Origin of the sequence: Thalassospira australica, assembly GCF_000763295.1 — a bacterium.
In the GTDB taxonomy this organism is placed as follows: Bacteria; Pseudomonadota; Alphaproteobacteria; order Rhodospirillales; family Thalassospiraceae; genus Thalassospira; species Thalassospira australica.
In genome coordinates, this window is record NZ_JRJE01000032.1 from 418,821 (window position 1) to 444,731 (window position 25,911).

At 52.3% G+C, this 25,911-nt stretch carries 25 protein-coding genes and 1 tRNA gene; 14 read left to right on the top strand and 12 right to left on the bottom strand.

Going from position 1 to position 25,911, the window contains the following annotated elements; translation table 11 throughout:
* Positions 1 to 121: 121 nt before the first annotated feature.
* From JF44_RS0118110 to JF44_RS0118150, 9 genes are all read right to left on the bottom strand, one after another.
* Positions 122 to 691, bottom strand: a complete 570-nt coding sequence (locus JF44_RS0118110; protein ID WP_033070342.1) for a NifU family protein — start codon at positions 689 to 691, stop codon at positions 122 to 124.
* Positions 692 to 855: 164 nt separating this feature from the next.
* Complete coding sequence (locus JF44_RS0118115) at positions 856 to 1,830, bottom strand: DUF2333 family protein (RefSeq protein WP_033070343.1); 975 nt, start codon at positions 1,828 to 1,830, stop codon at positions 856 to 858.
* A 94-nt stretch (positions 1,831 to 1,924) separates the two neighbouring features.
* Positions 1,925 to 2,467 (bottom strand): L,D-transpeptidase family protein, encoded by a 543-nt coding sequence (locus JF44_RS0118120; RefSeq protein WP_081944495.1) that lies wholly within the window; start codon positions 2,465 to 2,467, stop codon positions 1,925 to 1,927.
* Positions 2,468 to 3,019, bottom strand: a complete 552-nt coding sequence (locus tag JF44_RS0118125) for an O-acetyl-ADP-ribose deacetylase (RefSeq protein WP_052066030.1) — start codon at positions 3,017 to 3,019, stop codon at positions 2,468 to 2,470.
* 135 nt (positions 3,020 to 3,154) lie between these two features.
* Complete coding sequence (ppa, locus tag JF44_RS0118130; protein WP_033070344.1) at positions 3,155 to 3,679, bottom strand: inorganic diphosphatase; 525 nt, start codon at positions 3,677 to 3,679, stop codon at positions 3,155 to 3,157.
* Positions 3,680 to 3,854: 175 nt separating this feature from the next.
* Positions 3,855 to 4,721 carry a glycosyltransferase family 2 protein gene (locus JF44_RS0118135; RefSeq protein WP_052066031.1) on the bottom strand — a complete coding sequence of 289 codons (867 nt, stop codon included), beginning with the start codon at positions 4,719 to 4,721 and terminating at the stop codon, positions 3,855 to 3,857.
* 94 nt (positions 4,722 to 4,815) lie between these two features.
* Positions 4,816 to 5,754, bottom strand: a complete 939-nt coding sequence (locus tag JF44_RS0118140; RefSeq protein ID WP_033070673.1) for a LysR family transcriptional regulator — start codon at positions 5,752 to 5,754, stop codon at positions 4,816 to 4,818.
* 282 nt (positions 5,755 to 6,036) lie between these two features.
* Positions 6,037 to 6,384 (bottom strand): antibiotic biosynthesis monooxygenase family protein, encoded by a 348-nt coding sequence (locus JF44_RS0118145; protein ID WP_033070345.1) that lies wholly within the window; start codon positions 6,382 to 6,384, stop codon positions 6,037 to 6,039.
* Positions 6,381 to 6,710 (bottom strand): NIPSNAP family protein, encoded by a 330-nt coding sequence (locus JF44_RS0118150; RefSeq protein ID WP_033070346.1) that lies wholly within the window; start codon positions 6,708 to 6,710, stop codon positions 6,381 to 6,383. Before JF44_RS0118150 ends, JF44_RS0118145 begins: the two co-directional genes overlap by 4 nt.
* Before the next feature lie 90 nt (positions 6,711 to 6,800).
* Between JF44_RS0118150 and JF44_RS0118155 the strand changes: the two genes are divergently transcribed.
* A complete protein-coding gene (locus tag JF44_RS0118155; protein WP_033070347.1) occupies positions 6,801 to 7,481 on the top strand; it encodes an ArsR/SmtB family transcription factor in 681 nt (226 codons plus the stop codon).
* On the opposite strand, the gene JF44_RS0118160 is transcribed toward JF44_RS0118155, so the two are convergent.
* The 3 genes from JF44_RS0118160 to hrcA all read right to left on the bottom strand — a co-directional run bounded on the left by JF44_RS0118160 (position 7,478) and on the right by hrcA (position 10,176).
* Positions 7,478 to 8,224 (bottom strand): NAD-dependent deacylase, encoded by a 747-nt coding sequence (locus JF44_RS0118160; protein WP_052066076.1) that lies wholly within the window; start codon positions 8,222 to 8,224, stop codon positions 7,478 to 7,480. The genes JF44_RS0118155 and JF44_RS0118160 overlap by 4 nt on opposite strands.
* Before the next feature lie 200 nt (positions 8,225 to 8,424).
* Positions 8,425 to 9,066, bottom strand: coding sequence for a nucleotide exchange factor GrpE (grpE, locus tag JF44_RS0118165; RefSeq protein WP_033070348.1), 642 nt, complete (start codon positions 9,064 to 9,066; stop codon positions 8,425 to 8,427).
* A 51-nt stretch (positions 9,067 to 9,117) separates the two neighbouring features.
* A complete protein-coding gene (hrcA, locus tag JF44_RS0118170; protein ID WP_033070349.1) occupies positions 9,118 to 10,176 on the bottom strand; it encodes a heat-inducible transcriptional repressor HrcA in 1,059 nt (352 codons plus the stop codon).
* A gap of 280 nt (positions 10,177 to 10,456) precedes the next feature.
* Here hrcA and rph point away from each other — a divergent pair, with 280 nt between their 5' ends.
* The 13 genes from rph to JF44_RS0118240 all read left to right on the top strand — a co-directional run bounded on the left by rph (position 10,457) and on the right by JF44_RS0118240 (position 25,910).
* Positions 10,457 to 11,173: a ribonuclease PH gene (gene rph, locus JF44_RS0118175; protein ID WP_033070350.1), complete on the top strand. Its 717-nt coding sequence runs from the start codon at positions 10,457 to 10,459 to the stop codon at positions 11,171 to 11,173.
* Between the two features lie 183 nt (positions 11,174 to 11,356).
* Complete coding sequence (rdgB, locus tag JF44_RS0118180) at positions 11,357 to 11,956, top strand: RdgB/HAM1 family non-canonical purine NTP pyrophosphatase (RefSeq protein WP_033070351.1); 600 nt, start codon at positions 11,357 to 11,359, stop codon at positions 11,954 to 11,956.
* A gap of 108 nt (positions 11,957 to 12,064) precedes the next feature.
* Positions 12,065 to 13,258 carry a radical SAM family heme chaperone HemW gene (gene hemW, locus JF44_RS0118185; RefSeq protein ID WP_033070352.1) on the top strand — a complete coding sequence of 398 codons (1,194 nt, stop codon included), beginning with the start codon at positions 12,065 to 12,067 and terminating at the stop codon, positions 13,256 to 13,258.
* A gap of 167 nt (positions 13,259 to 13,425) precedes the next feature.
* A tRNA-Leu gene (locus tag JF44_RS0118190) sits at positions 13,426 to 13,512 on the top strand.
* A 110-nt stretch (positions 13,513 to 13,622) separates the two neighbouring features.
* The gene (locus tag JF44_RS0118195) at positions 13,623 to 15,242 is read left to right on the top strand and encodes a DUF6538 domain-containing protein (RefSeq protein ID WP_052066032.1); all 1,620 of its coding nucleotides are present in this window, start codon (positions 13,623 to 13,625) and stop codon (positions 15,240 to 15,242) included.
* Between the two features lie 364 nt (positions 15,243 to 15,606).
* The gene (locus tag JF44_RS20045) at positions 15,607 to 16,254 is read left to right on the top strand and encodes a DUF3102 domain-containing protein (protein ID WP_162181422.1); all 648 of its coding nucleotides are present in this window, start codon (positions 15,607 to 15,609) and stop codon (positions 16,252 to 16,254) included.
* Positions 16,255 to 16,375: 121 nt separating this feature from the next.
* Positions 16,376 to 16,837 (top strand): ribonuclease HI, encoded by a 462-nt coding sequence (gene rnhA / locus JF44_RS0118205; protein WP_238318496.1) that lies wholly within the window; start codon positions 16,376 to 16,378, stop codon positions 16,835 to 16,837.
* Positions 16,838 to 17,438: 601 nt separating this feature from the next.
* Positions 17,439 to 18,101, top strand: a complete 663-nt coding sequence (locus tag JF44_RS0118215) for a recombinase family protein (protein WP_033070354.1) — start codon at positions 17,439 to 17,441, stop codon at positions 18,099 to 18,101.
* A gap of 197 nt (positions 18,102 to 18,298) precedes the next feature.
* The gene (gene hsdR, locus JF44_RS0118220; RefSeq protein ID WP_033070355.1) at positions 18,299 to 20,659 is read left to right on the top strand and encodes an EcoAI/FtnUII family type I restriction enzme subunit R; all 2,361 of its coding nucleotides are present in this window, start codon (positions 18,299 to 18,301) and stop codon (positions 20,657 to 20,659) included.
* Positions 20,656 to 22,113 (top strand): N-6 DNA methylase, encoded by a 1,458-nt coding sequence (locus JF44_RS0118225; protein WP_033070356.1) that lies wholly within the window; start codon positions 20,656 to 20,658, stop codon positions 22,111 to 22,113. The genes hsdR and JF44_RS0118225 overlap by 4 nt, the downstream gene beginning before the upstream one ends.
* A gap of 2 nt (positions 22,114 to 22,115) precedes the next feature.
* Positions 22,116 to 23,795, top strand: coding sequence for a restriction endonuclease subunit S (locus tag JF44_RS0118230; RefSeq protein WP_052066034.1), 1,680 nt, complete (start codon positions 22,116 to 22,118; stop codon positions 23,793 to 23,795).
* A gap of 328 nt (positions 23,796 to 24,123) precedes the next feature.
* Entirely contained in the window at positions 24,124 to 24,738 is a 615-nt protein-coding gene (locus JF44_RS0118235; RefSeq protein ID WP_033070357.1) for a ribonuclease D, read from the top strand.
* A 161-nt stretch (positions 24,739 to 24,899) separates the two neighbouring features.
* Positions 24,900 to 25,910, top strand: a complete 1,011-nt coding sequence (locus tag JF44_RS0118240) for a KpsF/GutQ family sugar-phosphate isomerase (RefSeq protein ID WP_052066035.1) — start codon at positions 24,900 to 24,902, stop codon at positions 25,908 to 25,910.
* Position 25,911 lies beyond the last annotated feature (1 nt).

The window sequence follows — 25,911 nt, forward strand, 5'->3', positions numbered from 1 at the left end:
ACGGGCAATATTCCAACGGTGGAAAATGTCGCGCAAACCTTTTCGTTGTGCGCGAAATAATAACGCCCGGCGCAGGTAAAAGTTTGCGCCGGGCTTGGAATTTTTTTAACGACTCGGGAGATCAGTCGGCCATAACGGGTTCGACGGCCTGAACCTCGGGCACGTAATAGCGCAGCATGTTTTCAATGCCCATTTTCAGCGTCGCGGTACTGCTTGGGCAGCCGGCACATGCGCCGTGCATTTCAAGGAACACAACACCGTCTTCAAAGCGGTGGAAAACGATATCGCCACCGTCCTGTGCCACGGCCGGGCGGACGCGGGTATCAAGAAGTTCCTTGATCTGGCTGACCAGTTCGTTGTCACCTTCGGCTGCGGTGCTGGCACCGGTGGCAGCGTTGGAGTCCTGATCAAGAACCGGCTGGCCCGAGGTATAATGTTCCATGATTCCGCCAAGAATCTGCGGTTTCAGGGTCTGCCAATCCTTGGAGTCATCCTTGGTAATGGTGATGAAGTCACCGCCAAGGAACACACCGGCAATACCGTCAACTTCAAACAGTTTGCGCGCAAGCGGGGATTTGATCGCCTCATCGCCCTTTACAAAGTTGGCGGTGCCAAGGCGGCCCATCACTTCTTCACCCGGAAGGAATTTGAGTGTGGCCGGATTCGGGGTTGGTTCAGTTTGAATGAACATGGTCGGCTTGTCCTCTCATTCTGAGTGCCGGGGCGAATGGCCGCCCGCTCGGCAATCTCAATTGCATTTGGTTAGGCCCTAAATGGGGTAAAAATCACAAAAGATCAAGTCGCAGCGCGCAGGTCAGGTATTCCCGGCACCCCGGTTTGTGATCAAAACGACATTTAACGTTGCAGGATATTGCTGATCTCACGCATTTGGGTGCGCGCGCGCAGCAAATAGAATCCAAGGCCCGTCAGATGGTTGGGGAAGATGATCCCGTCTGCTGATCCATTGACAACCACCATCGGTTCAAGGGCGGCTGCGGCCTGCAAGGAGGCGATCATTTCTGCCCAGGCGGGGGCGACCTGACGTTCGTTGATGATCTGTTCGAAGTCGGTGCCCAGATCGCGCAGGATCAGGCTATAGGCATAGAGGCGGCCCTTGGTGGCATAAAATACGTCATCTGCGCTGCGATCAAAGACCGACGGGTTTTCGACCTTGTCATCGATCAGGGCCGATGCCGACCCAAGATCATTGGCAAACCGATTAAGCGTTTCCTGAAGATTATCGGCCCGGCGTTCAAACACGGCGTTACCATTGGTCAGGCGCATATTATAGTTTTCAAGCGACCGGATGGCCTGACGGTATTGCTGTTCGGAGGTCACCCCGGGCAGCAGGGAAACACTTGGGTCAAAGACCCATTTGTCACCACGGAATTTCAACAGTCCGGCGGCGTCATCAAGATCGGGGTCCACCTGACTGGATCCACGGGTACGTCCGATCTGATCAGACAGCTCAATCGCAAAGCGCGACAGGGCATAGACAACGCCGGTTTGGAAGTTCGGCATGTTATCAAGTGCGCTGCTGGGCAGGAAGAACGGGTCATTTGCCGTCCAGCGGTTCTGATTGACTTCGCGATCAATCAGGCCCGCTGCGGTGCTGACAGCATGACTGCCGCCCTGATAATTACCGGAAAAATCAGGGTCATCATCAATGTGATGCACAAACGCCATGCCTGCCGGATAATAAATCACGGCGATCAAAACGATCACACCAAGGCTGCGCATCCAGAACTTGCCCGATCCGAAAATGCTTTTCAGACGCGAACCAAACCCTGCAACACCACCTTTTTTATAGAGATAATCGTCTTCGATCATGGACTGTCCTGTGAATTGATCGGCACGTAAAACGGAATGTTGACCCTAGGGTGTCGGGGCCCAAACGGCAAGTCCATGATTTCCGGTCCTGACCCTAGGCCGTGATGGTGATGAATGTTTCGTACTCTGCCAGTGCCAGAAGCGTTTCAAGGTCCTGTTCGGCCAGTGCAACGCATCCTTCGGTGCCGCTATAGTCGGGTTTGGCAATATGCATGAAAATTGCCGAACCCTTTCCCGGCACCGGTGGATCATCATTGTGACCGAGCACAACAACAATGTTGTAAAGGTCGTCTTCGCGGCACAGCTTTTCGTGGCTGGCCTCAAACGGCAGGCGGACCGGGCAGTTATAGTCCGGGTGGGTTGGGTCGTCGCACCAGCCATCAGAAAACGAAATGGTGGTGACCGGAAGCCTGGTGCGCGGGCAGGGCCGGCGATCTGCACGATACATGACATAGCGCAGCTGCCAGCGACCGGCAGGACTTTTGCCATCGCCTTCGGTCTTGTTGTCTGCATCCGTGATACCCTGGGTCCCGATTGCACAGCGAAACGCGTGATCGCCCACGCGCAATGTGCCATCCGCTGAAGCCGTTATCTCAAGCGGGCGGGGGGCAGAATGTGCAACAGCGTCGCTTTGCATTCAATCAGGTACCTTTTTGTGTTTGCGCCAGGCTGCTTCAAGGTGCTGACGCACTGAGGATGAAAAACAACAAAGGTAAATTTGTGGCATATTCGGGATTTCGCCAGCCCCTTCACAAATGGTTGATACGGCAATCTCTGCAGCCCGGTTTTCCGGATACCCGAAAATCCCGGTTGAAATGGCCGGGAAGGCGATGCTGCGCAGGGAGTCATCGCGTGCAAGCAAAATTGAATTTCGATAGCAAGACGCAAGCAATTCTGCTTCGCCCCGGGTGCCGCCGTGCCAAACCGGACCAACCGTATGGATGACGTATTTTGCTTTCAGGCCAAACCCCGGTGTTATTCGCGCCTGACCGGTCGGGCAGGGGGCAAGTGGCAGGCATGCTGTTGCCAGTTCCGGTCCGGCCGCCCGGTGAATGGCACCACATACGCCGCCACCGGGCATCAGGGCCTCGTTTGCGGCATTGACGATGGCCTCGACATCCAGTGTTGTGATGTCACCTTCGACGATCGTGATGGCGCTGGTGTTTTCGGGGGCAATTGTGGGGGGCATGGATTAAATCCTGAAACGTACAAACAGCTCCCCCAACAAACTGATTGTCGCGCATTTTAACTGGAAGTCAAAAAAAACAACGCCCCACCAGTTGGCAGAGCGTTGTTTTGAAAGTCTTACAAAACCCAAAGGCAGTTATTTGCCGAGGCGGGCAACACCTTCTTCGACCAGTTTGGCAGCTTTTTCAGCGCCTTCCCAGCCAGTGACTTTAACCCATTTGCCTTTTTCGAGGTCTTTGTAACGCTCGAAGAAGTGCTGGATCTGATCGCGCAGAATCTGCGGCAGATCTTCGTGGGATTTGATGTCGGTGTAATAGGGGTCGATCTTGTCATGCGGTACGCAGATCAGTTTTTCGTCCTGACCGGCTTCGTCTTCCATCATGAGCACGCCGACCGGACGGGCACGGATAACCGAACCGGCAACGACCGGCTCGCGGAACATGACCATCGCGTCAACCGGGTCGCCGTCTTCGCCAAGCGTGTTGGGAATGAAGCCGTAATTGACCGGATAATACATCGAGGTATGCAGGAAACGATCCACAAAGACCGCACCGGAGTCCTTGTCTACTTCGTATTTGACCGGTCCGCCCTGCGGAATTTCGATGACGACGTTTACGTCCCACGGAACATCCTTGCCAACAGCAATCTTGTTGAGATCCATCTGGGAAAATCCCTTTCGCTTTTATATACGCATGCCCCGGCTTTCAGGGCGGCTGATGTGTGCTTCGAGGATACAAAAATGCATCCGAAGGAAAATGATGCCGCCCTTTTATCGTGAAACGCCGCAGCTTCCAAGAGGGTCAACATGCATCCTTGGTCGAAATTCGGTGAAAAACCTATTTGGCCGCTTCGGGGTCCGTCTTCTGGGCCGCAGAGGAGCCTTTGACCGCCGTTAAGGGAAGGAACCTTTCGGGATCGCCAAGCAGCATCTCGTTAAAGAGTTGCCAGTTGTTGTTGCCGCCTTCGTGGCGCTGGGCAATCTTGCGATCATGGAAAAGATGCAAGACCGGCGAGCAATATTCGACGTTCTTGCGTTTCAACCCGGAACGCAGCAGACGCAAAACGAAATCGGAATCTTCCCAGCCGTGACCTTCGTAGCTTTCATCAAAGCCCTGTACCCGATCGATATCGGATTTAAAGACGGCAAGATTGCAGGTTTGTGCTTTTTGCCAGTCCTTTTCATGTTCCCAAAGCCAGGGGCCATTGTGGGGCAGGCGGATGAACTGAAACGGGCGGTTGGCAAAACCGGCCAGGGCGGTGACAAACAGCATCGGGCGCGGCCATTTATGAAAAGCCCATTTGCGCGCCAGAAGTGTTTTGGTCAGACGTTCCTTGAGGAATACGCGTTTGCCCGAAACCAGACAGCCCTGTGTGGCCGCCTTGCGATGGCGAGCCACGAAATCCGGCATCACACAGCAATCGCCGTCAATAAAGACGACCAGATCCCCTTCGCATAGGTTAATCGCCCCATTGCGGGCCTTGGCGACGCGAAAGCCGCGATCTTCATGCCAGTAATGTTTGACGGGAACGGGGCAGGTTGCGGCGAAATCCTTGACCAGCTGAACGGTTTCATCGGCTGAGCCATCATCGGCAATTACGATCTCGAAATTGCGATCCTTTTGATCGGCAAGAGATTTCAGCACCAAGGAAAGTGCTTCTGGCCAGTTATATGTCGTGACCACGACCGACACCAAGGATGTCATCTTCCCCACGGAACCCCATTTTCTTAGCTTACAGCGTTGGTTTATGCGCCCGAACCCTAGCCTTTAGGGGGGGGCAGGGCAACGGACAATCGCGTTACATCACCTTTTTGCGGGCCAGTGATGCGGTTTTGGGGTTGATCAGTTCGCGGATCCAGTTGGCGGCTTCGATCACCACCGGGTCCTTTTCACGCGCCGGGCGGATCAGCAGGCGATACCACCAGTGCGAAATGAAATCCGGGAAATTAAGCGCGACCAGTTCACCGCGTTCAACATAGTTGCGCGCGACGACATCGGTACTGGCGACGATGCCCTGACCGGCGCGTGCGGCCTCAAGCGCCCAGATGTGGTGGCTGAAGGTCCAGCAATCGGCCAGCGCAAAGCTGGCATCCTTGAACCATTGTTCGATCTGGGAAAACTGTTCGCTGTCACTGTCAATCAGCAGGATATCGCGTGGGCCGAGCTTGGCGACATCGATATTGCTGGCGTCATAGCCGCGCTTTTCCAGCCAGTCTGGAGCGGCAAAGGCGGTATAGACTTCGGGTGTCAGAAGTTCGGTGATCCAGTCTTCGGGGCCGGGCAGGTCCTTTGGCGCGATTTGAAGGGCGAGGTCAATCTCAAGCGGATCAAGCCCGTCATCAAATTCGATCTTGCGAAACTGTACGGGAATATCGGCGGGCAGTCGGTCGCGCAGGTTATCAAGCTCATAGAGCAATACCGTCAATGCCGGGGTTGCCAAAGCGCCGATGCGAATGGCCTTGCCCTTGTCCGGTCCGACTTCGCTTGTGATGTCGGCAATGCCATCAAGGGCCTCGGTCAGGCGCGGCAACAAAAGTTTGGCCGATTTCGTCGCACTCAGGCCACGGCCCTTGCGGGTAAACAGCACCACGCCAAGGTTTTCTTCAAGCTGGCGAAGCTGATGGCTGATGGCACTTTGGGTGACATGCAGTTCTTCGGCCGCGCCTTTAACACTTTGATGGCGGGCGGTGGCTTCAAAGGCGACAAGGGCGCGCAAGGGGGGCAATTTTCTGCGCATCGGGCTTTCCATCCGGACGATATTCCAGGGCTTTGTTGTCTATCTGGGACTTTATTGTCTATCAGGCCTGATGAAAAATTGGGTCAAAAAAATCTCAACAATGGCTGAAAAAGCTTCATTCGTCTTTTTGCAAACAGCCGTGCAATATCATCACCATACAGGGTTTCCGGTCGAGCATCGTCTATGCCCCCTTGCGCCACCACGTAAGTCAGTCGCCCCCGACTGCCGGAAACCCCGTTCTTCCCCGAAGGTCTGATCCCAAGCATATTTTATCAGAACGTTTTAACGGTCATGTTGCGCCCGGGAATCGGTTGGGGCCTGATTACGCTCGGTCATGCCGTAATCGCGGATGACGGCGGCAACCCGAAGCCGATAGTCTTCAAAAATGTGATTGCGGCCTTTGTCCTGCGCGGTGCGATGCTCATCAAGATTGCGCCATGCCTTGACGGCTTCTTCATCGCGCCAGAATGACAGCGATAAAACCTTGCCCGGTGTGGTCAGGCTTTGAAACCGTTCGATCGAGATAAAGCCATCCATCCCTTCGAGAATCGGCTTAAGATCGGCAGCAATGGCAAGGTAATCATCATAGTGCCCTTCGCGGGGCATAACTTCGAAAATTACGGCAATCATGGTTTGATCAGCTCCGAATGCGGGGTGGATGCGATTTTCAGAAACTGGCGTTCTTCACGCAGGATGAATTTTTCACGCTTGGAAAATTCATAGTTTTCCCGCCCCAGCGGATCGTCCTTTAGCTTGGCGCGATAGGCTTCATAGGATGCCAGGTCGGGCAAATGATAGATACCATAAGCGGTTGAAACCGATCCTTCATGCGGGGCGAAATACCCGACAAGGTCGGCCCCGCAGCGCGGAATGGCCTGCCCCCAGTTCCGCGCATATTCCATAAAGGCGTCCTTTTTATAGGGATCGATTTCATAGCGGATAAAACAGGTGATCATGACAACGTCCTTTCAGGAGAGTCTTTTGTGTGGGTGACAGGACGCATTATCCCGATTGCCGCGCATCAATGCTTCGATTAGCATCGAACTATGAAAGAAGGACCCGATATCGCCCGCGTGGCCGCATTGCTTGGTGATCCGGCGCGCGCAAATATGCTGACTGCGCTGATGAGTGGCCGGGCATTGACCGCGGCTGAACTGGCGCAGGAAGCGGGTGTGACGCCGCAAACTGCCAGTTCACATCTGGCTAAGCTTGAAGCCGGTCAGATCGTTGTCCCGCGCAAACAAGGGCGGCATCGTTATTTCACGCTAAGCGGGCCTGATATTGTCGAAGCACTTGAAGTGCTGATGGGCATTGCCAATCGGGTCGGTCACAACCGGGTCCGCACGGGGCCCAAGGACCCGGAACTGCGCCGGGCACGGGTTTGTTATGATCATCTGGCGGGGGACATGGGCGTTGCGCTGTTTGATGGTCTTGCCAAGCGCAAGTGGATTGAAAGCGACCTTAATGGGGTTGCCCTGACGCCAGCCGGGATCAATTTTGCCAGTGAATTTGGCATCGACCTTGACGGATTGCGCAAAAAGCGTCGTCCGCTGTGTCGTGAATGTCTGGACTGGAGTGCGCGGCAATCCCATCTGGCCGGGTCTTTCGGGGCCGCCTTGCTCGACCGGTTTTATGATCTGGGGTGGGCCAAACGGGTGCCGGAGTCGCGTATTGTGCGGTTTAGCGATGCCGGGAAGCGCCAATTCCATGATCTGATTGGCGATTAGTCTTTCAAAAGCGCCCTGACAAAGGCAGGCACCAATTCTGTGGCGGGGCCATATTGGCTGTGATCAAACAGGGTTGCACCGGAACTGGGTTCAAGGTTGAGCTCAACCGTTTCCGCCCCTGCTTCTTCATGGGCGATCTGCACAAAGCCCGCCGCCGGATAGACATTGCCCGATGTGCCAATGGAGATGAAAAGCCCGCAATCGCCAAGGGCATTATAAATCCGCTCCATCTCAAGGGGCATTTCGCCAAACCACACCACATGCGGGCGCAACCCCCCGGCCTTGCCGCAGGCGGGGCAGGGTGTTTCCTTTGCAAGGTCGTCCGGCCAGTCGGTCAGAAGGTCGCAGTGAGTGCAGCGGATTTTAAGCAACTCCCCATGCATGTGGATCAGGTTTTTTGATCCCGCCCGGCCATGCAAATCATCAATGTTTTGCGTTACCAGAAGCACATCAGCGGGCCAGTCGGCCTCAAGCCTTGCAAGTGCCAGATGGGCTTCATTGGGTTGAACTGCCGGGTCATGCAGGCCAGCGCGCCTGTCGTTATAGAAATGATGGACCAGATCGGGATTATTCACGAACGCCTCAGGTGTTGCGACCTCGGCAATATCATATTTCGCCCAGATGCCATCAGGATCGCGGAAGGTATGCAGGCCGCTTTCCTTGGAAATGCCCGCCCCGGTCAGAATGACAATCGGGGCGCACTCATCGCGCAGAATGTCGATCAGATCAGAGCGGAGCGGCATAACGTTTGGTCCTTTGGCCTTATGGATGACCGCCTGCGCGGGCATGGTGGTCTTGTCGAGGATATCCAACAGCCTACGTCATTCCCACGAAAGCGGGAATCTTTTGAGCGTGTGGAAACAAAACAGCCTCGCCATGAATATCTGGCGAGGCTGCATGCTAAACCCGATCCGCTAAAACCGGTTTATCGTCTTTGATGTTCTCAGGCCGAGGTATCGACGTTTCCGCCCGGGGTGTCGTCCTGTTTGGGTGCTTCGCCCGCCGGGTTCTTGGTGACGCCGACCATGGCCGGGCGCAACAGGCGGCCCTTGAGCATGTAGCCGGCCTGCATGACCTGTGCAACGTGGCCATCGGCATATTCCGGGTGCGGCATTTCAAACACAGCCTGATGCTTGTTCGGGTCAAGCTTTTCACCCAGCGGTTCGAGCTTTTCAACACCGTTCTTTTCAAGCGCCTTGAGCAGGGTTTGTTCGGTCATTTCAACGCCTTCGACCAGCGTTTTCATGTTTGGATCGGCGTCCGTCGTGTCGCCAGCAGCATCAAGGGCGCGGCGCAGGTTATCGCCAACATCAAGAAGTTCGCGGGCGAATTTGGTGATCGCATAGTTGCCTGCGTCTTCGACGTCTTTCTTTGCGCGGCGCCGCGTGTTTTCCACCTCGGCAGCCTGACGCAGCAGACGGTCCTTAAGTTCCGCGACTTCGGCCTCAAGGGCGGCTATCGGGTCCTGCGGTTCCAGGTCTTCGACGGTTTCCTCGGTCGCCTCTGCTGCGACCTCTTCCGATGCGGTTTCCTCTGCATTGACGTCCTGCAGATCTTCCGGAGTGTTCTTTGCGGTTTCCGACATGGCTAACCTTGCTACTTTCACGTTATGCGGCCTGACACGCAGCGCCGCGATTTATCCAATCAGTCGACCAACCAGCTTGGCGGTGTAATCGACCAGCGGAATGATCCGGGCATAATTGATCCGGGTCGGTCCGACAACCCCGATTGCACCCACAATGCTGCCTTCAGCATTCTGATAGGGCGAAATCACCATCGAAAGACCCGATCCGCCGAACAGTTTGTTCTCCGACCCGATGAAAATCTGAACGCCTTGGGCATCCGTCGTTACATCGAGCAATTCAATCATCTGATCGCGGGCTTCAAGCACGTTAAACAGGCGGCGCACGGTCTCAAGCTGTTCTATCGTATCGATATTTTCCAGCAGTTGGGATTGTCCTTTTACAATCAGGGACGATCCCTTGACCCCGCCAGCCCATGTTGCCAGGCCCGCATCAATCAGATTGGCCGAAAGATCATCAAGTTCCTGCTTGAGGCGATCACGTTCCTGCGTGATCACCAAACGCGCATCATCAAGCGTCTTTCCAGCCAACCGGGTATTTAGATAATTTGCCGCTTCTGTCAATGCCGAGGCGGGCAAATCCGTCGGAACATCAAGGATTCGGTTTTCCACATTGCCGTTTTCCGACACCAGAACCGCCAGAACCTTGCCCGGCGACAGGGCAACAAATTCAATCTGTTTAAGGCGAATGCCATCGGTTTTCGGCGCGACCACCAACCCCGCACAGCGCGACAGGCCCGATAACATCGTCGTGGCTTCGCCCAGCATCTGATCAAGCGAATAGCCCGCCTGTTCACAATTCTTGGTCAGTTGGTCGCGTTCGGCATTGGGAAGGTCGCCGACCTCCATCAAGGCATTCACAAACAGACGCAGGCCCTTTTCACTGGGCAGGCGGCCAGCCGATATGTGCGGGGCAACCAGAAGACCCATTTCCTCAAGATCGGACATCACATTGCGAATGGTCGCGGCTGAGAGGTTTTCGGACATGCGTCGCGCAATCGAGCGCGAACCGATCGGCTCCCCGGTTTCGACATAGGCATCAACAATCTGGCGGAACACTTCACGTGACCGCGTATTCATGTCGCCCAGCAATGTATCGTCAAAATGCGCCATCTGGTTCGGTCAGGACCTTTGTCGTGAAACTGTTGAGAATTTAGTCAGGCAAACCCATTGCGTCAATTGCGCGGCCCATCGCAACGCGAGACCCGCAAAATTGGTTGAAGTTGTTGGTTTAACTGCATTGCACCAAGAATGCACCAGAACAGATAAAAACATACGGGGAAACTGCTGGACGTTTGCTGGGTCACATCTTACCTTGGGCCAAATTTTTCAGGACAATTTTGCTGTGTTCCGATGGTTGAGCACAGCAACGATAACCAAGAGGTTCCTTCACATGCGCCCTTCCGGCCGTACCCCCGATCAGCTTCGCGATGTCACGATTGAAACCGGCATTTCCAAATATGCCGAAGGTTCCTGCCTGATCAAATTCGGGGACACCCATGTCATCTGTACCGCCACGGTCGAAGACAAGGTGCCGGGCTGGATGCGCAATTCCGGCAAGGGCTGGATCACTGCGGAATACGGCATGCTGCCGCGCGCAACGGATAGCCGCATGAACCGCGAAGCGGCCCGTGGCGGTCAGTCCGGCCGTACCCAGGAAATTCAACGTTTGATCGGCCGTTCGATCCGCGCTGTTGCTGACATGAAGGCCATGGGCGAAATGCAGATGCGCCTTGATTGTGATGTCATTCAGGCCGATGGCGGCACGCGTACCGCATCCATCACCGGCGCTTATGTTGCCGCCCATCTGGCGTTTCAGGGTGTGCGTCGCCTTGGCCTGATCAAGGAAATCCCGCTGACCCAGCCGGTTGCGGCCATTTCGTGTGGCATCTATGAAGGTGAAGCGGTGCTTGATCTTGATTATGCTGAAGACAGCAACGCCGGGGCGGACGCCAACTTTGTGCTGTCACGCAATGGCGGCATTGTCGAAGTACAGGCAACCGCCGAAGACGTGCCGTTTGATCGCGCAGCCTATGATCAGATGTTCGCGCTGGCAGAAAAGGGCTGCAAGGAATTGTTCGCCAAGCAGCGCGAGGCGCTTGGCCTTTAAGGTTGCTGATCTTCGTCTCATGCTGGCCTGCAAATGGCGGGTCGCTGCGCTTCCGATGCTCACGTACTTAAGTACGCTGCGTGTCGTTTCTCGCGACCAACCATTTTCGGCTCAGCATAAAACGAATCTCAACAACCTTATTTTGATCTAACCCCATTTTGAAAATCGCTTTCAGGCAAGACCATGGCCCGTCGCTTTACGGAAAAAAAACTCGTTATCGCCAGCCACAACAAAGGCAAGATCAAGGAAATCGGCGAACTTCTGGCCCCCTTTGGCATTGAGGTTTTCTCGGCCGGGGAGCTTGATCTTCCCGAACCCGAAGAAACCGAAAAAACCTTTATTGGTAATGCGCAGCTGAAATCAACGGCGGCGGCCAATGGTGCCAACCTGCCGGCGTTGGCTGATGACAGCGGTTTGGCCGTTTCCGCTCTTGATGGTGCGCCGGGGATTTATTCCGCGCGCTGGGCCGGGCCGGACAAGGATTTCGATATGGCGATGGAAAAGGTCCAGAACGGGATCGGCTCGCACCCCGACCGCCGGGCATCCTTTATCTGTGCCTTGTCGCTCGCTTGGCCCGATGGACATGTGGAAAATTTCGAAGGCCGGATTGAAGGCGAGATCGTCTGGCCGAAACGCGGCAGCCATGGTTTCGGTTATGACCCGATTTTCCAGCCCAAGGGATATGACGAAACCTTTGGCGAAATGGACCCGGCGAAAAAGCATGAAATGAGCCACCGCGCCGATGCCTTTGCGCAGCTGGTCAAGGCCTGCTTCGAAGACTGATTTCGGGTTCAAGCCCTGCATTCAACCCATGCACGCATCGCTGATGTCATGATCGGCGGTGCGTGTTAGTTTATCGGCCAACATTCCCGCGTTTGAAAAGAGTCCCGCGTGTCCGCAGCCTCAAGTGAAACCGTGCCGTTTGGCATTTATATCCACTGGCCGTTTTGCCTGTCGAAATGCCCCTATTGCGATTTCAACAGTCATGTGGCCAACAGTGTTGATCATGCGCGCTGGCGCAAGGCACTCCGGGCCGAGCTTGCCCATGGGGCGGCGCGTCATCCCGGCCGTGTGGTGGGATCGGTGTTCTTCGGCGGCGGCACGCCATCGCTTATGGACCCGGAAACCGCAGGCGCGTTGATTGAAGACATCAAATCCTTCTGGCCGGTGACCGATGATCTGGAAATCACGCTGGAAGCCAATCCCGGCACGGTCGAGATTGACCGGTTTTCGGCCTTTGCCGCCAATGGGATCAACCGGGTGTCGATCGGCATTCAGGCGCTTAATGACCGCGATCTTAAATTCCTGGGGCGGCTGCACAGTGCCAATGAAGCCATGCGCGCCCTTGATGTGGCGACCTCGGTGTTTGATCGGTTTTCCTTTGATCTGATCTATGCAAGGCCGGAACACGATCCCGATGCCTGGCGGGCGGAACTGCGCGAAGGGCTTAAGATCGCCAATGGGCATATTTCGCTGTATCAGCTGACCATCGAGCCGGGCACACAGTTTTATACCCTGCATCAACGCGGTGATCTGGTCGTGCCGGGCGAAGACCTTGCGACCGAACTTTACGAGATCACCCAGGAAGAGACCGAGCGGGCCGGATATCGCTGCTATGAGGTTTCCAACCACGCCAAACCCGGGCAGGAAAGCCGCCATAACCTTGTTTATTGGCGCTATGGCGATTATCTGGGCATCGGACCGGGGGCGCATGGGCGCGAAGCGGTTATTCAAACCGATGGCAGCACGGCCCCGATGGCGGTGCGCCGTCACCGTGCGCCCGATGTCTGGCTGGACCGTGTTGAAAAACACGGCCATGGCACGCAGGAAGAAACAGCACTTGAGTCTGACGAACGCCTGCTTGAAATGGTGATGATGGGCTTAAGGCTTAATGAAACTATCCCGGCTGCGCGTTTTGAGCGCATTATTGGCAAGGGGCCGCGCGATGTTCTGGCGAATGATCGCCTGGAAACCCTGATCGAGTCCGGTGATCTGATCTGTGATTCTTCGGGGTTGCGTGCGACTGATCAGGGCCGGAACCGTTTGAACGGTGTTCTGGCCTATTTGTTTGACCACGCGGTGTGATGGGTAAACCGGCAAAACGCCAAGAAAAACCTGATGTTTCAGGCAGACGGCCAACCCGCCGGATTTAGTTTCACCAAACCATCAAAAAGTTGGTTGACACTTAAGCCTGACCGCGTATATTCCGCCCCGTTCCGGCGGGAAACCCCGGACAAACCAGATGCCCCTATGCCCAGGTGGCGGAATTGGTAGACGCGCTGGCTTCAGGTGCCAGTGGCCTTAAGGTCGTGGAAGTTCGAGTCTTCTCCTGGGCACCATTCTCCCGCGTATCCTAGAGATACCGGGAACCTCCCGAAAACAAACGGTTATTCCTCACCAAACTGGTACACAATGGTGGGGAACAATGCTTTTCCGGTTGGTCCGTCCGATGCGGCGTAAAGATTCAAGCATCCTGTACTTTGTTCAGCGTATCCCGGCTGACATACGTCCGAAGATTTCCGGTACAAAACTTTCGATTCCTGTAGGCGACAAAATTGTCACCCGCACGGTTGGTGCATCTGCATCGGTCGTTAAGGTTTCTCTTGGCACTCGTGATCCTCATGAAGCCAAAATCAGACAGGCACAGATTGCTGCTTATCTCGAAGGGGTTTGGCATTCGATTCGGAACGGGCCTGAAAAGCTGACGATGAAACAGGCTGTTGCACTTGCCGGTGAAGTATACAGGGCTTGGGTAGGCGCACTTGAAGACGATCCGGGTTCCCCATCGTTATGGGGAAGGGTAAAGGCTGATGACAAAGCTGCCCTGCGTGGTGAGTTTGGCTTGGCCCAACTGATGATCCCTAGTCCCTCTAAGGCCAGAAAAAGCCTAGAAGATCGTTTTGGTGCATTTGCTGACGTTGCATTATCCAAGCGTGGGCTTGTTGTTGATGACGATAGCCGCGCAAAGCTACTGGAGCAGGTTGCTGTTGCGATGGACCTTGCAGCAGAAAAACTGCAACGTCACAGCTTTGGTGATTACACACCTGACAGTTACGAATCTCGTTTTCCAGACTGGGAAGACCGTAAGGCTCCTGAGACAAAGGCCGCGCCCCAAGTTACCATCACCCAGCTTTTGGAGGGCTGGTGGAAAGAAGCTGGCCGAGATGGTGGTCGCTCCGTAAGTACATACGAGAGTTATAGCAAAGCCGTTCGATACTTTATCGACTACCTTGGACATGATGACGCAACCAAGGTAACGCCTCGTGATGTTGTCGGTTACAAGGACAAACGACTTTCAGATGTAAACCCCCGAACCGGAAAACCGATCTCAGCACGGACAATCAAGGATTCTGAGTTGGCAGGTTTGAAGTCCGTCTTTAACTGGGGTGTAAGTCAGCACCTGATCGCAGATAACCCTGCCAAGGGGGTGACTGTTGCTCTGCCGAAGGTCAAACGTAGTAGGCCCAAAGGCTTTACCGAAGCTGAGGCCGTGGCTTTGTTGCGTCATTCCCTGAACTATTCTCGGACACAGCCAAATGAGACGCAAAAGCTTCTCAATGCAAAGCGGTGGGTGCCTTGGGTCTGCGCTTATACAGGGGCACGGGTGGGTGAGATTGTTCAGTTACGCAAGTCTGATCTGATCGACCATGGCAAACATTTCGCGATCCTGATAACGCCTGATGGGACAGTAACTGTGAAGGATAGCGAATACAGAGAGGTCCCACTACATCCCCACCTTGTCGAGACCGGGTTCATTGAATTTGTGCGATCTCAGGACGAGGGCTATTTGTTCCTTAAGCCAAATGCCAAAGGTGAGATCAGAGGGTCGTGGAACTCTGCAAAGAACAGATTGCGGGAATTTGCACGGCAGGTCATTACAGACCCGAATGTGAAGCCTAATCACGGGTGGCGGCATCGTTTTGTTACGATGGCGCGTGAATACGGTATGTCTCAGGAACTGCGTCGGATGATCACAGGTCATACAGGTGCTGGGGTCGATGAGCGGGAATATGGTGACCCCGCCGGGCTTTATCGGGAAATCTGCAAGATACCCCATTATCAGGTCTGAATACCCCGAGCCCAACCAAGAGATTCTTGGGGCTCTGGGGTAGCTGCATGGGTGGATTCAAATATCAGCTCGGTACCTGTCGGATAGTAATGTTGAGAGGTATCATTGTTGCCTTTCTGTATTTACGGTCTCGGGCAACTATCACCAGTTTGGTTACAGTCGAGAGCAGCACTTATCAGGAAACCAACAAACAACATAAATGTGGATTTTATCGCCACTGGTGGCCGGTAACCCTTTTGTTGCTACCTAACATCATTAAAATTCAAATCCTCTGTACGGTCAAATTATAGGCCTCTACGGTCATGTTGATTAGGTGCCTCCATAGATAGCCCAATCACACTTTGCTTGACTATGGAGGTTTATGATGACCCGAGGTACCAACACCGCAGTTGCAATCGCGCCACTATCCCTCAGCGCCCAAACAATCAACACCCACCACAAGAACATCCTTGAGCTTGGCAAGGGGATGCTCCGTGAAGCGAAGGCTGCTGGTGAGGAACTGCTCCGTGTGAAGAAGACTTTGAAGCACGGGGAGTTCAAACCGTGGATCAAGGAGAACTGTAGCTTCAGCTACCGGCAGGCAGCGAAGTATATGCAGATCGCTAAAAGTGCCCCGCAGGGCACATTTGATATGGACGGGGGGATCAACTCTTTCCTCGACCAAGCTGCTAACAGTCGCAAACCCAAAGCCCACCTTCAGTCCTTCTCACAGACAGACGCTGAGTATGCACAGAAGCTACATGCAATGGCTGTGCGTGGCACTGAGCATGAGCGTGAGGTTGCCAAGGGAAAACTCGAAGCCTTCGCCAAGTCATTCGGAAAGACCCCTGAAGAACTGATGGAGGAGGTAGGGAAGAAGAACCCCTCCAAGACAGAAGTTGAGGAAAAGGTTGATGACTTCCTTCAGCAAGCCTTTGGGAAGAAATCACGCGCCCAACTTATCGAGATCATTGGCTACTGCATGGCCGAATACCCTGAACTGATTACCAAACTTACGCAGAAGGATGACTGATCATGGTTATCCAACTTACACAAAACCAGAAGGCAGCAATTCTTGATCGTCTCATTCGTGAGGGGATCTTCGCGCGGCCAAATCGTCGGCCCTTATCGGCTGGATGAATAACAAATCAAAAATGACGACGATGACAACTAACAACCAGATTACGATTTACACCGATGGTTCATGTACCGGGAATCCCGGTCCGGGAGGGTACGCTGCTATTATCTTCGAGGGTGATCGTGAGCGTATCATTACCGGGAGCGAGACCGAGACAACGAACAATCGAATGGAGTTAAGTGCAGCTATTGCTGCGCTCAAAGCACTCGACCGAAGTCGGTCAACCGTTCGGGTAGTGACTGACAGCCAATATCTGAGCAAGGGCATGACTACTTGGATAAGTGACTGGAAAGCCAAGGGGTGGCGTGGATCAAACGGAAAGGCTGTTAAGAATACAGACCTCTGGCGTGAACTGGATGAACTCAGTTCCCTACACGATATAACGTGGGAATGGGTTAGGGGGCATTCGGGCGATGAACTAAATGAACGAGTTGATGCACTTGCGTCGAGAGCAATTGGAATAGGCATCAATCCTTGATGTCTGAAAGTTCCGGGTTGGGAGAGAAGGGTTTCATCTTCGATTTTCTGACCCGGAACGATGAAACTGAAAATCATAGTGTTTCTGCGGGTTTCATATTTGGTTCCACCATAGAAGGAAGAGGCACATGCTATATGGCTGTGGTTTTCCTTCCTGTGATGACATGCAAGATTACCTGGGTCTTACTTAAAGACGACTCTAGGACACTCTGAATACTGGTTCTTCTTTCCTTCCTTGTTTGAGGGTCTCAGAAACCATAAACAGCCAAAGCAGACTTAGGATGACTAAAGGAATTCTTTAGGAGTACCTATGGGGGGAAGGGGGGGCTTTTTGTTTATATTAACAATATTTAATATAGTTTTGTTGTCCCATTGTGTCGGTCGGACGCGGATGTTTTGGGGTCGCAAATCTGATCAGGCATTCATATACGAGCTAACGCAAACTTCCCCCCATAGGGTGGTCCCGGTTATTACCTAAGCCTTGTCAGTCTTCACGGTCCCTTACCAACGGCTACCTCTTTTGTTACAACCACAACGAACGTTGACATTTGTAACAAACCGATTTAACTGGCAATTACAAACCAGTTAGCAACGGCAGGCTTATGGAACGTTACGTCATCTACAAGCGGGTAAGTACAGCAGACCAAGGGCGAAGTGGATTGGGTCTTGAGGCTCAGGCGAGGGACTTGGCCCTGTATCTTGAGACATACAGCCCTGAACCGTTCGAGGTCATTGCAGAATACGTTGATGTGCAATCCGGCAAGGATGATGACCGTCCAGAACTGACCAAAGCAATTGACCATGCCAAACGTGACAAAGCCGTTCTTCTGGTTGCAAAGCTCGACCGCCTGAGCCGTAAGGTCTCCTTTATATCGCAGCTCATGGAAGACAAGAGGCTGGATTTCCGGGTGGCTTCAATGCCTTCGGCTGACAAGTTCCAGCTTCATATCTATGCAGCATTGGCGGAGCAAGAACGTGACTTCATATCGCAACGGACAAAGGCGGCTTTGAAGCAAGCCAAGCTGCGTGGTCAAAAGCTAGGTGGACTCAGAAACAAGACCATGAAGCGCAATGAGGCTCTCAAGGCACAAGCTGATAGTAGGGCGCACAAGCTAGAAGGCATTGTGAAACCGCTCAGGGAACAAGGGGCAACCCTTCGTGATATTGCCGCGTCTTTGAATGCAGCAGGAATTAGCACACCGCGCGGTGGTGATTGGCAGGCTGTGCAGGTCAAGCGTTTGTTGGAACGTCTTCAAAAGAAATAACAAATGAGCCTATGACCGTCATAGCCCACTGATTCTATGAATATCTGTTTGCCTCCAGCTAAATGCGAGAGTTGCGACCATCGGAAACTCGCTATGATGGTGTTTTTTCCCGCAACCTATTGCTTAAAATGACAATGCAGATATTGTTCAGCATAGCATATTTGTGAGGTGAAAAGACGTTCGGGGGAGCATTGGCTATGAAGATGTCTGAAGCCGATGTGAAGACCAAACTCATCACACCGGCAATCAAGAAATCAGGCTGGGATATTAACAGCCAAATGCGGGAAGAAGTTACCTTCACCGACGGACGCATCATTGTGCGCGGTAAGATGACGGCACGAGGCAAAACCAAGCGTGCCGACTATATCCTTTATCACAAGCCGAATATTCCCCTCGCCATTGTCGAAGCCAAGGACGATTCCCAAACTGTTGGCTCAGGAATGCAACAAGCCCTTGAATATTCGGAGATGCTGGACATTCCGTTTGTCTTCTCATCCAACGGTAAGGGATTCTTGTTTCACGACAAATCGGGAACCTCGGAGAAGCTGGAAACCGAACTCACCCTAGATGAGTTCCCATCCCCTGATGTGCTTTGGCAAAAGTTCAAAGCCATGAAGGGTCTTTCCGACACTGCCGCAAAAATTGTATCCCAAGATTACTATGATGACGGCATTGGTCGTGCTCCCCGCTACTACCAATCCATAGCCATCAACAGAACCATCGAAGCTATTGCCAAGGGGCAAAACAAGATTCTTCTGGTTATGGCGACGGGAACAGGAAAAACCTACACGGCATTCCAAATCATCTGGCGTTTGTGGAAAGCCAGACAAAAGAAACGCATCCTTTTCCTTGCCGATAGAAACATCCTTGTTGACCAAACCAAACAGCAGGACTTCGCGCCTTTTGGCGACAAGATGACGAAGATCCAAGACCGGACAGTAGACAAGTCCTATGAAATCTATCTGTCTCTATATCAGGCAGTCACAGGGAACGAGGAAGAGCAAAACATATACAAGCAGTTCTCCCCGGACTTCTTTGATTTGATTGTCATTGACGAGTGCCACCGTGGAAGTGCATCTGAGGCCTCGGCATGGCGAAGAATCCTCGATTACTTCTCAAGCGCGACCCATATCGGTTTGACGGCAACGCCAAAGGAAACCAATGATGTTTCCAGCATCGCCTACTTTGGCGAACCCGTTTACAGTTATTCCCTGAAACAAGGCATCGGCGATGGCTTCCTTGCGCCTTACAAAGTCATTCGCATTGACTTCGACAAAGACCTAGAGGGCTTTCGCCCTGAAAAGGGCAAAACGGACAAGTTCGGCAATCTGATTGAGGACCGCGTCTTTAATAGCAAGGACTTTGACCGAATCCTTGTTCTTGAGAAGCGTACAGAAAGGGTTGCTCAAAAGGTGACGGAGTTCCTCACGGAAACAAACCCCTATGACAAGACCATCATATTCTGTGAAGACATCGACCATGCCGAGCGCATGAGACAAGCAATTGCCAACGCCAACCCAGAGCGCATGGCAGAAAATCACCGGTACGTCATGCGGATTACAGGCGACAATCCTGAAGGCAAAGCCGAGCTCGACAATTTTATCAATCCTGAATCCAGATACCCCGTTATTGCTACCACCTCAAAACTGATGACCACTGGGGTAGATGCTAAAACATGTAAATTGATTGTGTTGGACCAACGCATCCAATCCATGACCGAGTTTAAGCAAATCATAGGTCGTGGTACACGGGTCAATGAAGAGCACGGCAAAAAGTTCTTCACCATCATGGATTTCAAAAAAGCCACTGAGCTTTTTGCGGACCCTGATTTTGATGGGCAACCTGTTCAAGTCTATACCCCAGAGCCAGATGGTAATGTTGTCCCCGACGATGATGAAACGCCAGACAATTTAGATGATGGTGGACAGGAAATCCCCCCGGATGTCACATGGGACAACCACGAAGACAACGAAGGCCAGCAGAAATACTACGTCAATGATGTTGAAGTGGATGTGCTTTCAAAGCGGGTTCAATATCTCGATGCCGACGGCAATCTGATAACGGAATCCTTGAAGGACTATTCCCGCAAGAGCATCACCAAGGAGTTTGAAACCTTGGATGCCTTTTTGCGTCGCTGGAACGAAGCAGACAAGAAGACAGCTATCATCAACGAACTTGAGGAACAGGGTGTTCCCATCAACGTCTTGCGGGAAACCGTTCCAAATGGCGAGTCTTACAGCACCTTTGACCTAATCTGCCACGTCGCTTACGGACAGCCCCCACTGACTCGGAAAGAACGTGCCGAAAACGTCAAAAAACGAGACTATTTTGCCAAGTACGAGGACAAAGCCAGAGCAGTTTTAGAAGCCCTACTTGATAAATATGCCGATGAAGGTTTGAAGACATTGGAGGACAACAAAATCCTCACGATGCACCCCTTCCCGCAAATTGGCACCCCCACTGAAATCATTAAATCTATTTTCGGCGGTAAGGCTCAGTATGGCAAAGCCATTAATGACCTTGAAACCGAGCTTTTTAAACAGGACCAACCTGCATGAGTAACGTATCGGGCATCATCAAATCCATCCAAGACATAATGAGAAAAGACGTTGGTGTGGATGGTGACGCTCAAAGGATTAGTCAGCTCGTCTGGATGTTCTTTCTGAAAATTCTTGATGACCGTGAAGAGGAGCTTGAACTCCTTGATGATGACTTCACGTCTCCTATGCCAGAAAACCTGCGCTGGTGTAATTGGGCTAAGGATGCTGAAGGCATTACAGGCGATGCCTTGCTTGATTTTGTCAACAACGAGCTTTTCCCCAAACTGAAGGAACTGCCGTCAACGGGTGCAGAAGGGCAACGCGCTACTGTCATCAAAAACGTGTTTGGGGATGCCTACAACTATATGAAGTCTGGCACCCTGATGCGCCAGGTCATTAACAAAATCAACGAGATTGATTTTAACGCAAGTGATGACCGCCATACCTTTGGCGATATTTACGAACAAATCCTCAAAGACCTTCAAAGTGCGGGAAACGCAGGTGAGTTCTACACGCCACGGGCCGTCACACAGTTCATGGTGGATATTCTTGACCCGAAGTTGGATGAAAAGGTCTTTGACCCTGCCTGTGGAACAGGTGGTTTCTTAGCCTGCACCGTTGACCATAAACGCGCCAAGTATGAGAAAAGTGCCGAAGACAGAGAGACTTTGCAAAAGTCTATCTTTGGCGTTGAGAAAAAGTCTCTCCCCCACTTGCTTGCGGTTACCAACATGGTTCTGCATGGCATTGATGTTCCCACCAACATTCGACACAGCAATACCCTGTCCCGTCCTTTGGTGGATTACTCAGAGTCTGACAGGGTTCAAGTGATCCTGACCAACCCACCTTTTGGTGGCATGGAAGAAGACGGCATTGAGAACAATTTCCCCGCCAGCTTCCGAACCCGTGAAACAGCAGACCTTTTCCTTGTGCTGATTATCCATCTTCTGAAAGAAGGTGGTCGGGCTGGAGTTGTTTTGCCTGATGGCACTCTTTTTGGTGAGGGCATCAAAACCCGCATCAAAGAAAAGCTCCTGACGGAATGCAATCTGCACACCATTGTTCGATTGCCGAACGGTGTTTTCAATCCATATACGGGCATCAAAACCAACCTCTTGTTCTTCACCAAGGGCGAACCAACGAAAGACGTTTGGTTCTATGAGCATCCGTATCCCGAAGGCTACAAAAGCTATTCCAAAACCAAGCCGATGAAGATTGAAGAGTTCGAACCTGAAAAGGCTTGGTGGAATAATCGGGAAGAAAACGACCACGCTTGGAAGGTGTCATTTGATGACATCAAGGCGAACAACTTCAATCTGGACATCAAGAACCCCAACATCCAAGCTGCCACGCATATGGACCCTGCCGAACTGTTGGAAAAGTTCAACAAAAACCAGCAGGATATGATAGCAACTCAGGACAAGCTGAAATCCATTCTCGCTGATGCCTTAAATCGTTTGGCGGGAGAATAACTATGGATAAAGAAATATTCCTAACCGAGTTCGGACACCTCGCCCAAGGACTCGATGGCGTTAAAAAGCTCCGAGACTTGATTTTGCAATTAGCCGTCCAAGGGAAGCTGGTTGAACAAGACCTGAATGATGAGCCAGCTAGTGTCCTTTTGGACAAGGTTGAGGAACAAAAAAATAAGTTAATTAACGAAGGCATCATCAAAAAGAAAAAACGTATAGCCACGGAACTGGAACATTCAGTTTTGTTACCGGAAAAATGGGAAAAAGAAACTCTAGGAAATGTAGCGTTTCTTTTAGTCGATGGTTCACACAACCCTCCACCTAAGCAACCGACTGGCATACCCATGCTAAGTGGGCAAAATGTACTTGATGGAGCAATAACTTATGATGCTTCAAGATATATTACAGAAGAAAATTATCAGGGTGAAATCAAAAGAACCCCTATTGAGAAAGGTGATGTATTCCTCTCAATTGTAGGAACAATTGGTCGTTCAGCTGTTGTACCTGATAAATTTCCGAGGTTTGCGTTACAAAGAAGTATAGCATTAATTCGTACTTCTCTAGAATCACACTATCTAAGTCTCTTTCTAAGGTCTCCTTTTGCAAAAAAATATTATGACCAAAATGCCAAGGGGACCGCGCAAAAAGGTATCTATTTAGGAAAATTATCTGAACTTACTCTGTTAATACCCCCCCTTGCCGAACAAAAACGCATTGTCGCCAAGGTAGATGAATTGATGACTTTATGTGATGAGCTAGAAGCCACTCAAAAAGCCAATGTCACCCTTAAACGTGACTGCGTTGCCTCCACCCTTCATCATCTATCCGAAGCCAGTGACAAAGATGAAATCAAATCCAACTGGTCTATTGCTGAGAACAATTTTGGAAAGTGGTTTGATGACCTCGAAACGGTCAAAAATCTGAGGGCAACAATTCTTCAATTGGCTGTACAAGGAAAGCTGGTTGAGCAGGACCCGAATGATGAGCCAGCTAGTGTTTTGTTGGATAAAGTAAAAAGCACTCTGCCTGAGCCTAAAGGACGAAAAAGGCAACATGTATCAATCTCACTGGATAATGTGCCTTTTAATATACCTTCCAGTTGGACATGGGCACGTTTTCCAGAATTGGGAGAGTTTGGGCGAGGAAAATCAAAACATAGACCGCGGAATGACCCAAAACTGTATTTAAATGGGGATGTACCACTGGTCCAAACAGGTGATGTCGCAAGGTCTTCTGGAGAAATTACGACTTATACTGCTTTGTATAACAAGGAAGGGTTAGCCCAAAGTAGGCTTTGGGAAAAGGGAACAATGTGCATAACGATTGCAGCAAACATTGCTGATTCTGGTATTCTTACATTTAACGCTTGCTTCCCTGATAGCATTGTAGGTTTTGTCCCTTCTGCTGAGTTTAGTGATGCGCGATATTTTGAGTATTTTTTACGGACAGCAAAGGAAGACTTGCTGAAGTTTGCCCCTTCAACCGCACAAAAAAACATCAATTTGAGCATTCTGGAACAGGTTGCAATTCCACTTCCCCCATTAGCCGAACAGAAACGCATTGTCGCTAAAGTCGATGAGGTGATGGCGCTGTGTGACGAACTAGAAACACAAATCATGTCATCCCAAACCCTGAATCAGAATCTTATGGCGTCCCTCTGCCATCACATGACCGTGAACTGATATCATAAATGGCTGGGAACCAATGAGGTGGACTTCGATTCTTAGTTTGCTCATTGGTAACACTACTGGTATACAAATCTAAATTTGTGAGGAAGCCTCCATAGGTTTTCTGAGGTTTTCAGGAGATTGTTGTTCAATCTTCTCCTGGGCACCATACCCCAGCACATTTCTGATGTGCTGGGGTATTGTCGTTTTGGGCCAAATTTCAATTTTGGTTTGGAAAGGCCTGAAAATCAGCCAGAAACCCCATAAATATCCCGACTTTTGCGATGCGATTGGTGGTTTGCTGTGTTAAGAACAGGCAAATTCTGACATTTGGAGAACCGCGATGACCAATTTCCTCCATCTGGGTGATTTGCCCGATGATCTTGACCTGGGCAAGGTTGTGGCAATCGACAGCGAGACCATGGGGCTGAACCCGCACCGCGACCGTTTGTGTGTCGTGCAGCTTTCAAGCGGGGATGGCGACGCCCATCTGGTCAAGTTTGATGGGGAAGATTACAGCGCGCCGAACCTCAAAAAGCTTCTGGCTGATCCGGATGTGTTGAAGCTGTTTCATTTCGGGCGGTTCGATATCGCGGTCATGGACAAGTATCTTGGCGTGCGCTGTGCGCCGGTCTATTGCACCAAGATTGCCTCCAAGCTGGTGCGTACCTATACCGACCGTCACGGGTTGAAAGACGTTTTGCGCGAGACCGTTGGTGTCGAGATTTCCAAGCAGCAGCAAAGTTCCGACTGGGGCGCGCCCGAGCTTTCCAAGGAACAGATCGATTACGCGGCATCCGATGTGCTGTATCTGCATAAAGCACGCGAAGAGCTGGACCGTCGTTTGGTGCGCGAAGGGCGCATGGAAATGGCGCAGGCCTGTTTTGACTTCCTGCCGATGCGGGCAACGCTTGATCTGGCGGGCTGGGAAGAAACCGATATTTTTGCCCATTCCTGATCTCGGCGTAAGGCCGGTTAACCGCCTGTGAAGAATAGAGGTGTATGGGGGAAGCAATAGAATTGACCCCCACGCCAACCGGGTTCATAGTTTTGGCCCAATGATCTTGCAAGATTGGCGGTATACGCTATCTCCGGGCGGGAAACGCGAACAAGAAACAGATGACAGTGACCCCAGAAGCCTCAACAGAGTCCCCCAACCTGCCAGCACCGGCAACGGACGCCGATCTTGCCATTGCGCGCCGTGTTCTTGAGATCGAAGCAACTGCGCTCCGTGAGCTTGCAGACTCACTCAATGGCGACTTTTGCGATGCCATCAACTTGATCGAGGGCCTGAAAGGCCGTCTGGTTGTGACCGGCATGGGCAAAAGCGGCCATATCGCCAAGAAAATCGCGGCGACCTTTGCCTCGACCGGAACCCCGTCCTTCTTTGTCCATCCGGCAGAGGCCAGCCACGGTGATTTGGGCATGATTGGCAAGGATGATGCGGTTCTGGCCCTGTCGAATTCCGGTGAAACCCCGGAACTGTCCGACATCATTGCCTTTACGCGCCGGTTTAACGTGCCGCTGATCGGCATGACGCGTAAACCACACAGCTCGCTTGCCAAGCAGTCTGATTGTCCGCTGGTTCTGCCGGCAAGTCCGGAAGCTTGCCCGAACAAACAGGCGCCGACGACCTCGACCACGGCGATGCTGGCCCTTGCCGATGCGCTGGCGGTGACATTGATGGAGCGTCGCGGGTTTTCATCCGATGATTTCCGCACCTTCCACCCCGGCGGAAAGCTGGGGCAGCGGTTGTTGCATGTGGCCGATGTCATGCATGGGGTTGATGCCCTGCCGCTGATTGGCCGTGATGCGCTGATGTCCGAAGCATTGGTGACCATGACCAGCCATTCATTTGGCTGTGTCGGGGTGCTTGATGATGCCGGGGCATTGGTCGGGATTGTGACCGATGGCGATTTGCGTCGTCACATGGCCGATAACCTTGTGGCGATGAAGGTCGGTGATGTCATGACCGCCGGGCCGAAGGTAACCAATAGCGGGGCGCTGGCGGTTGAGGCGCTTGCGATCATGAATGATCGTTCGATCACATCGCTTTTTGTGCTTGATGATGGGGATGTGCCCGTCGGGCTTGTTCATATCCATGATCTTTTGCGCGTCGGAGTGGCGTAAA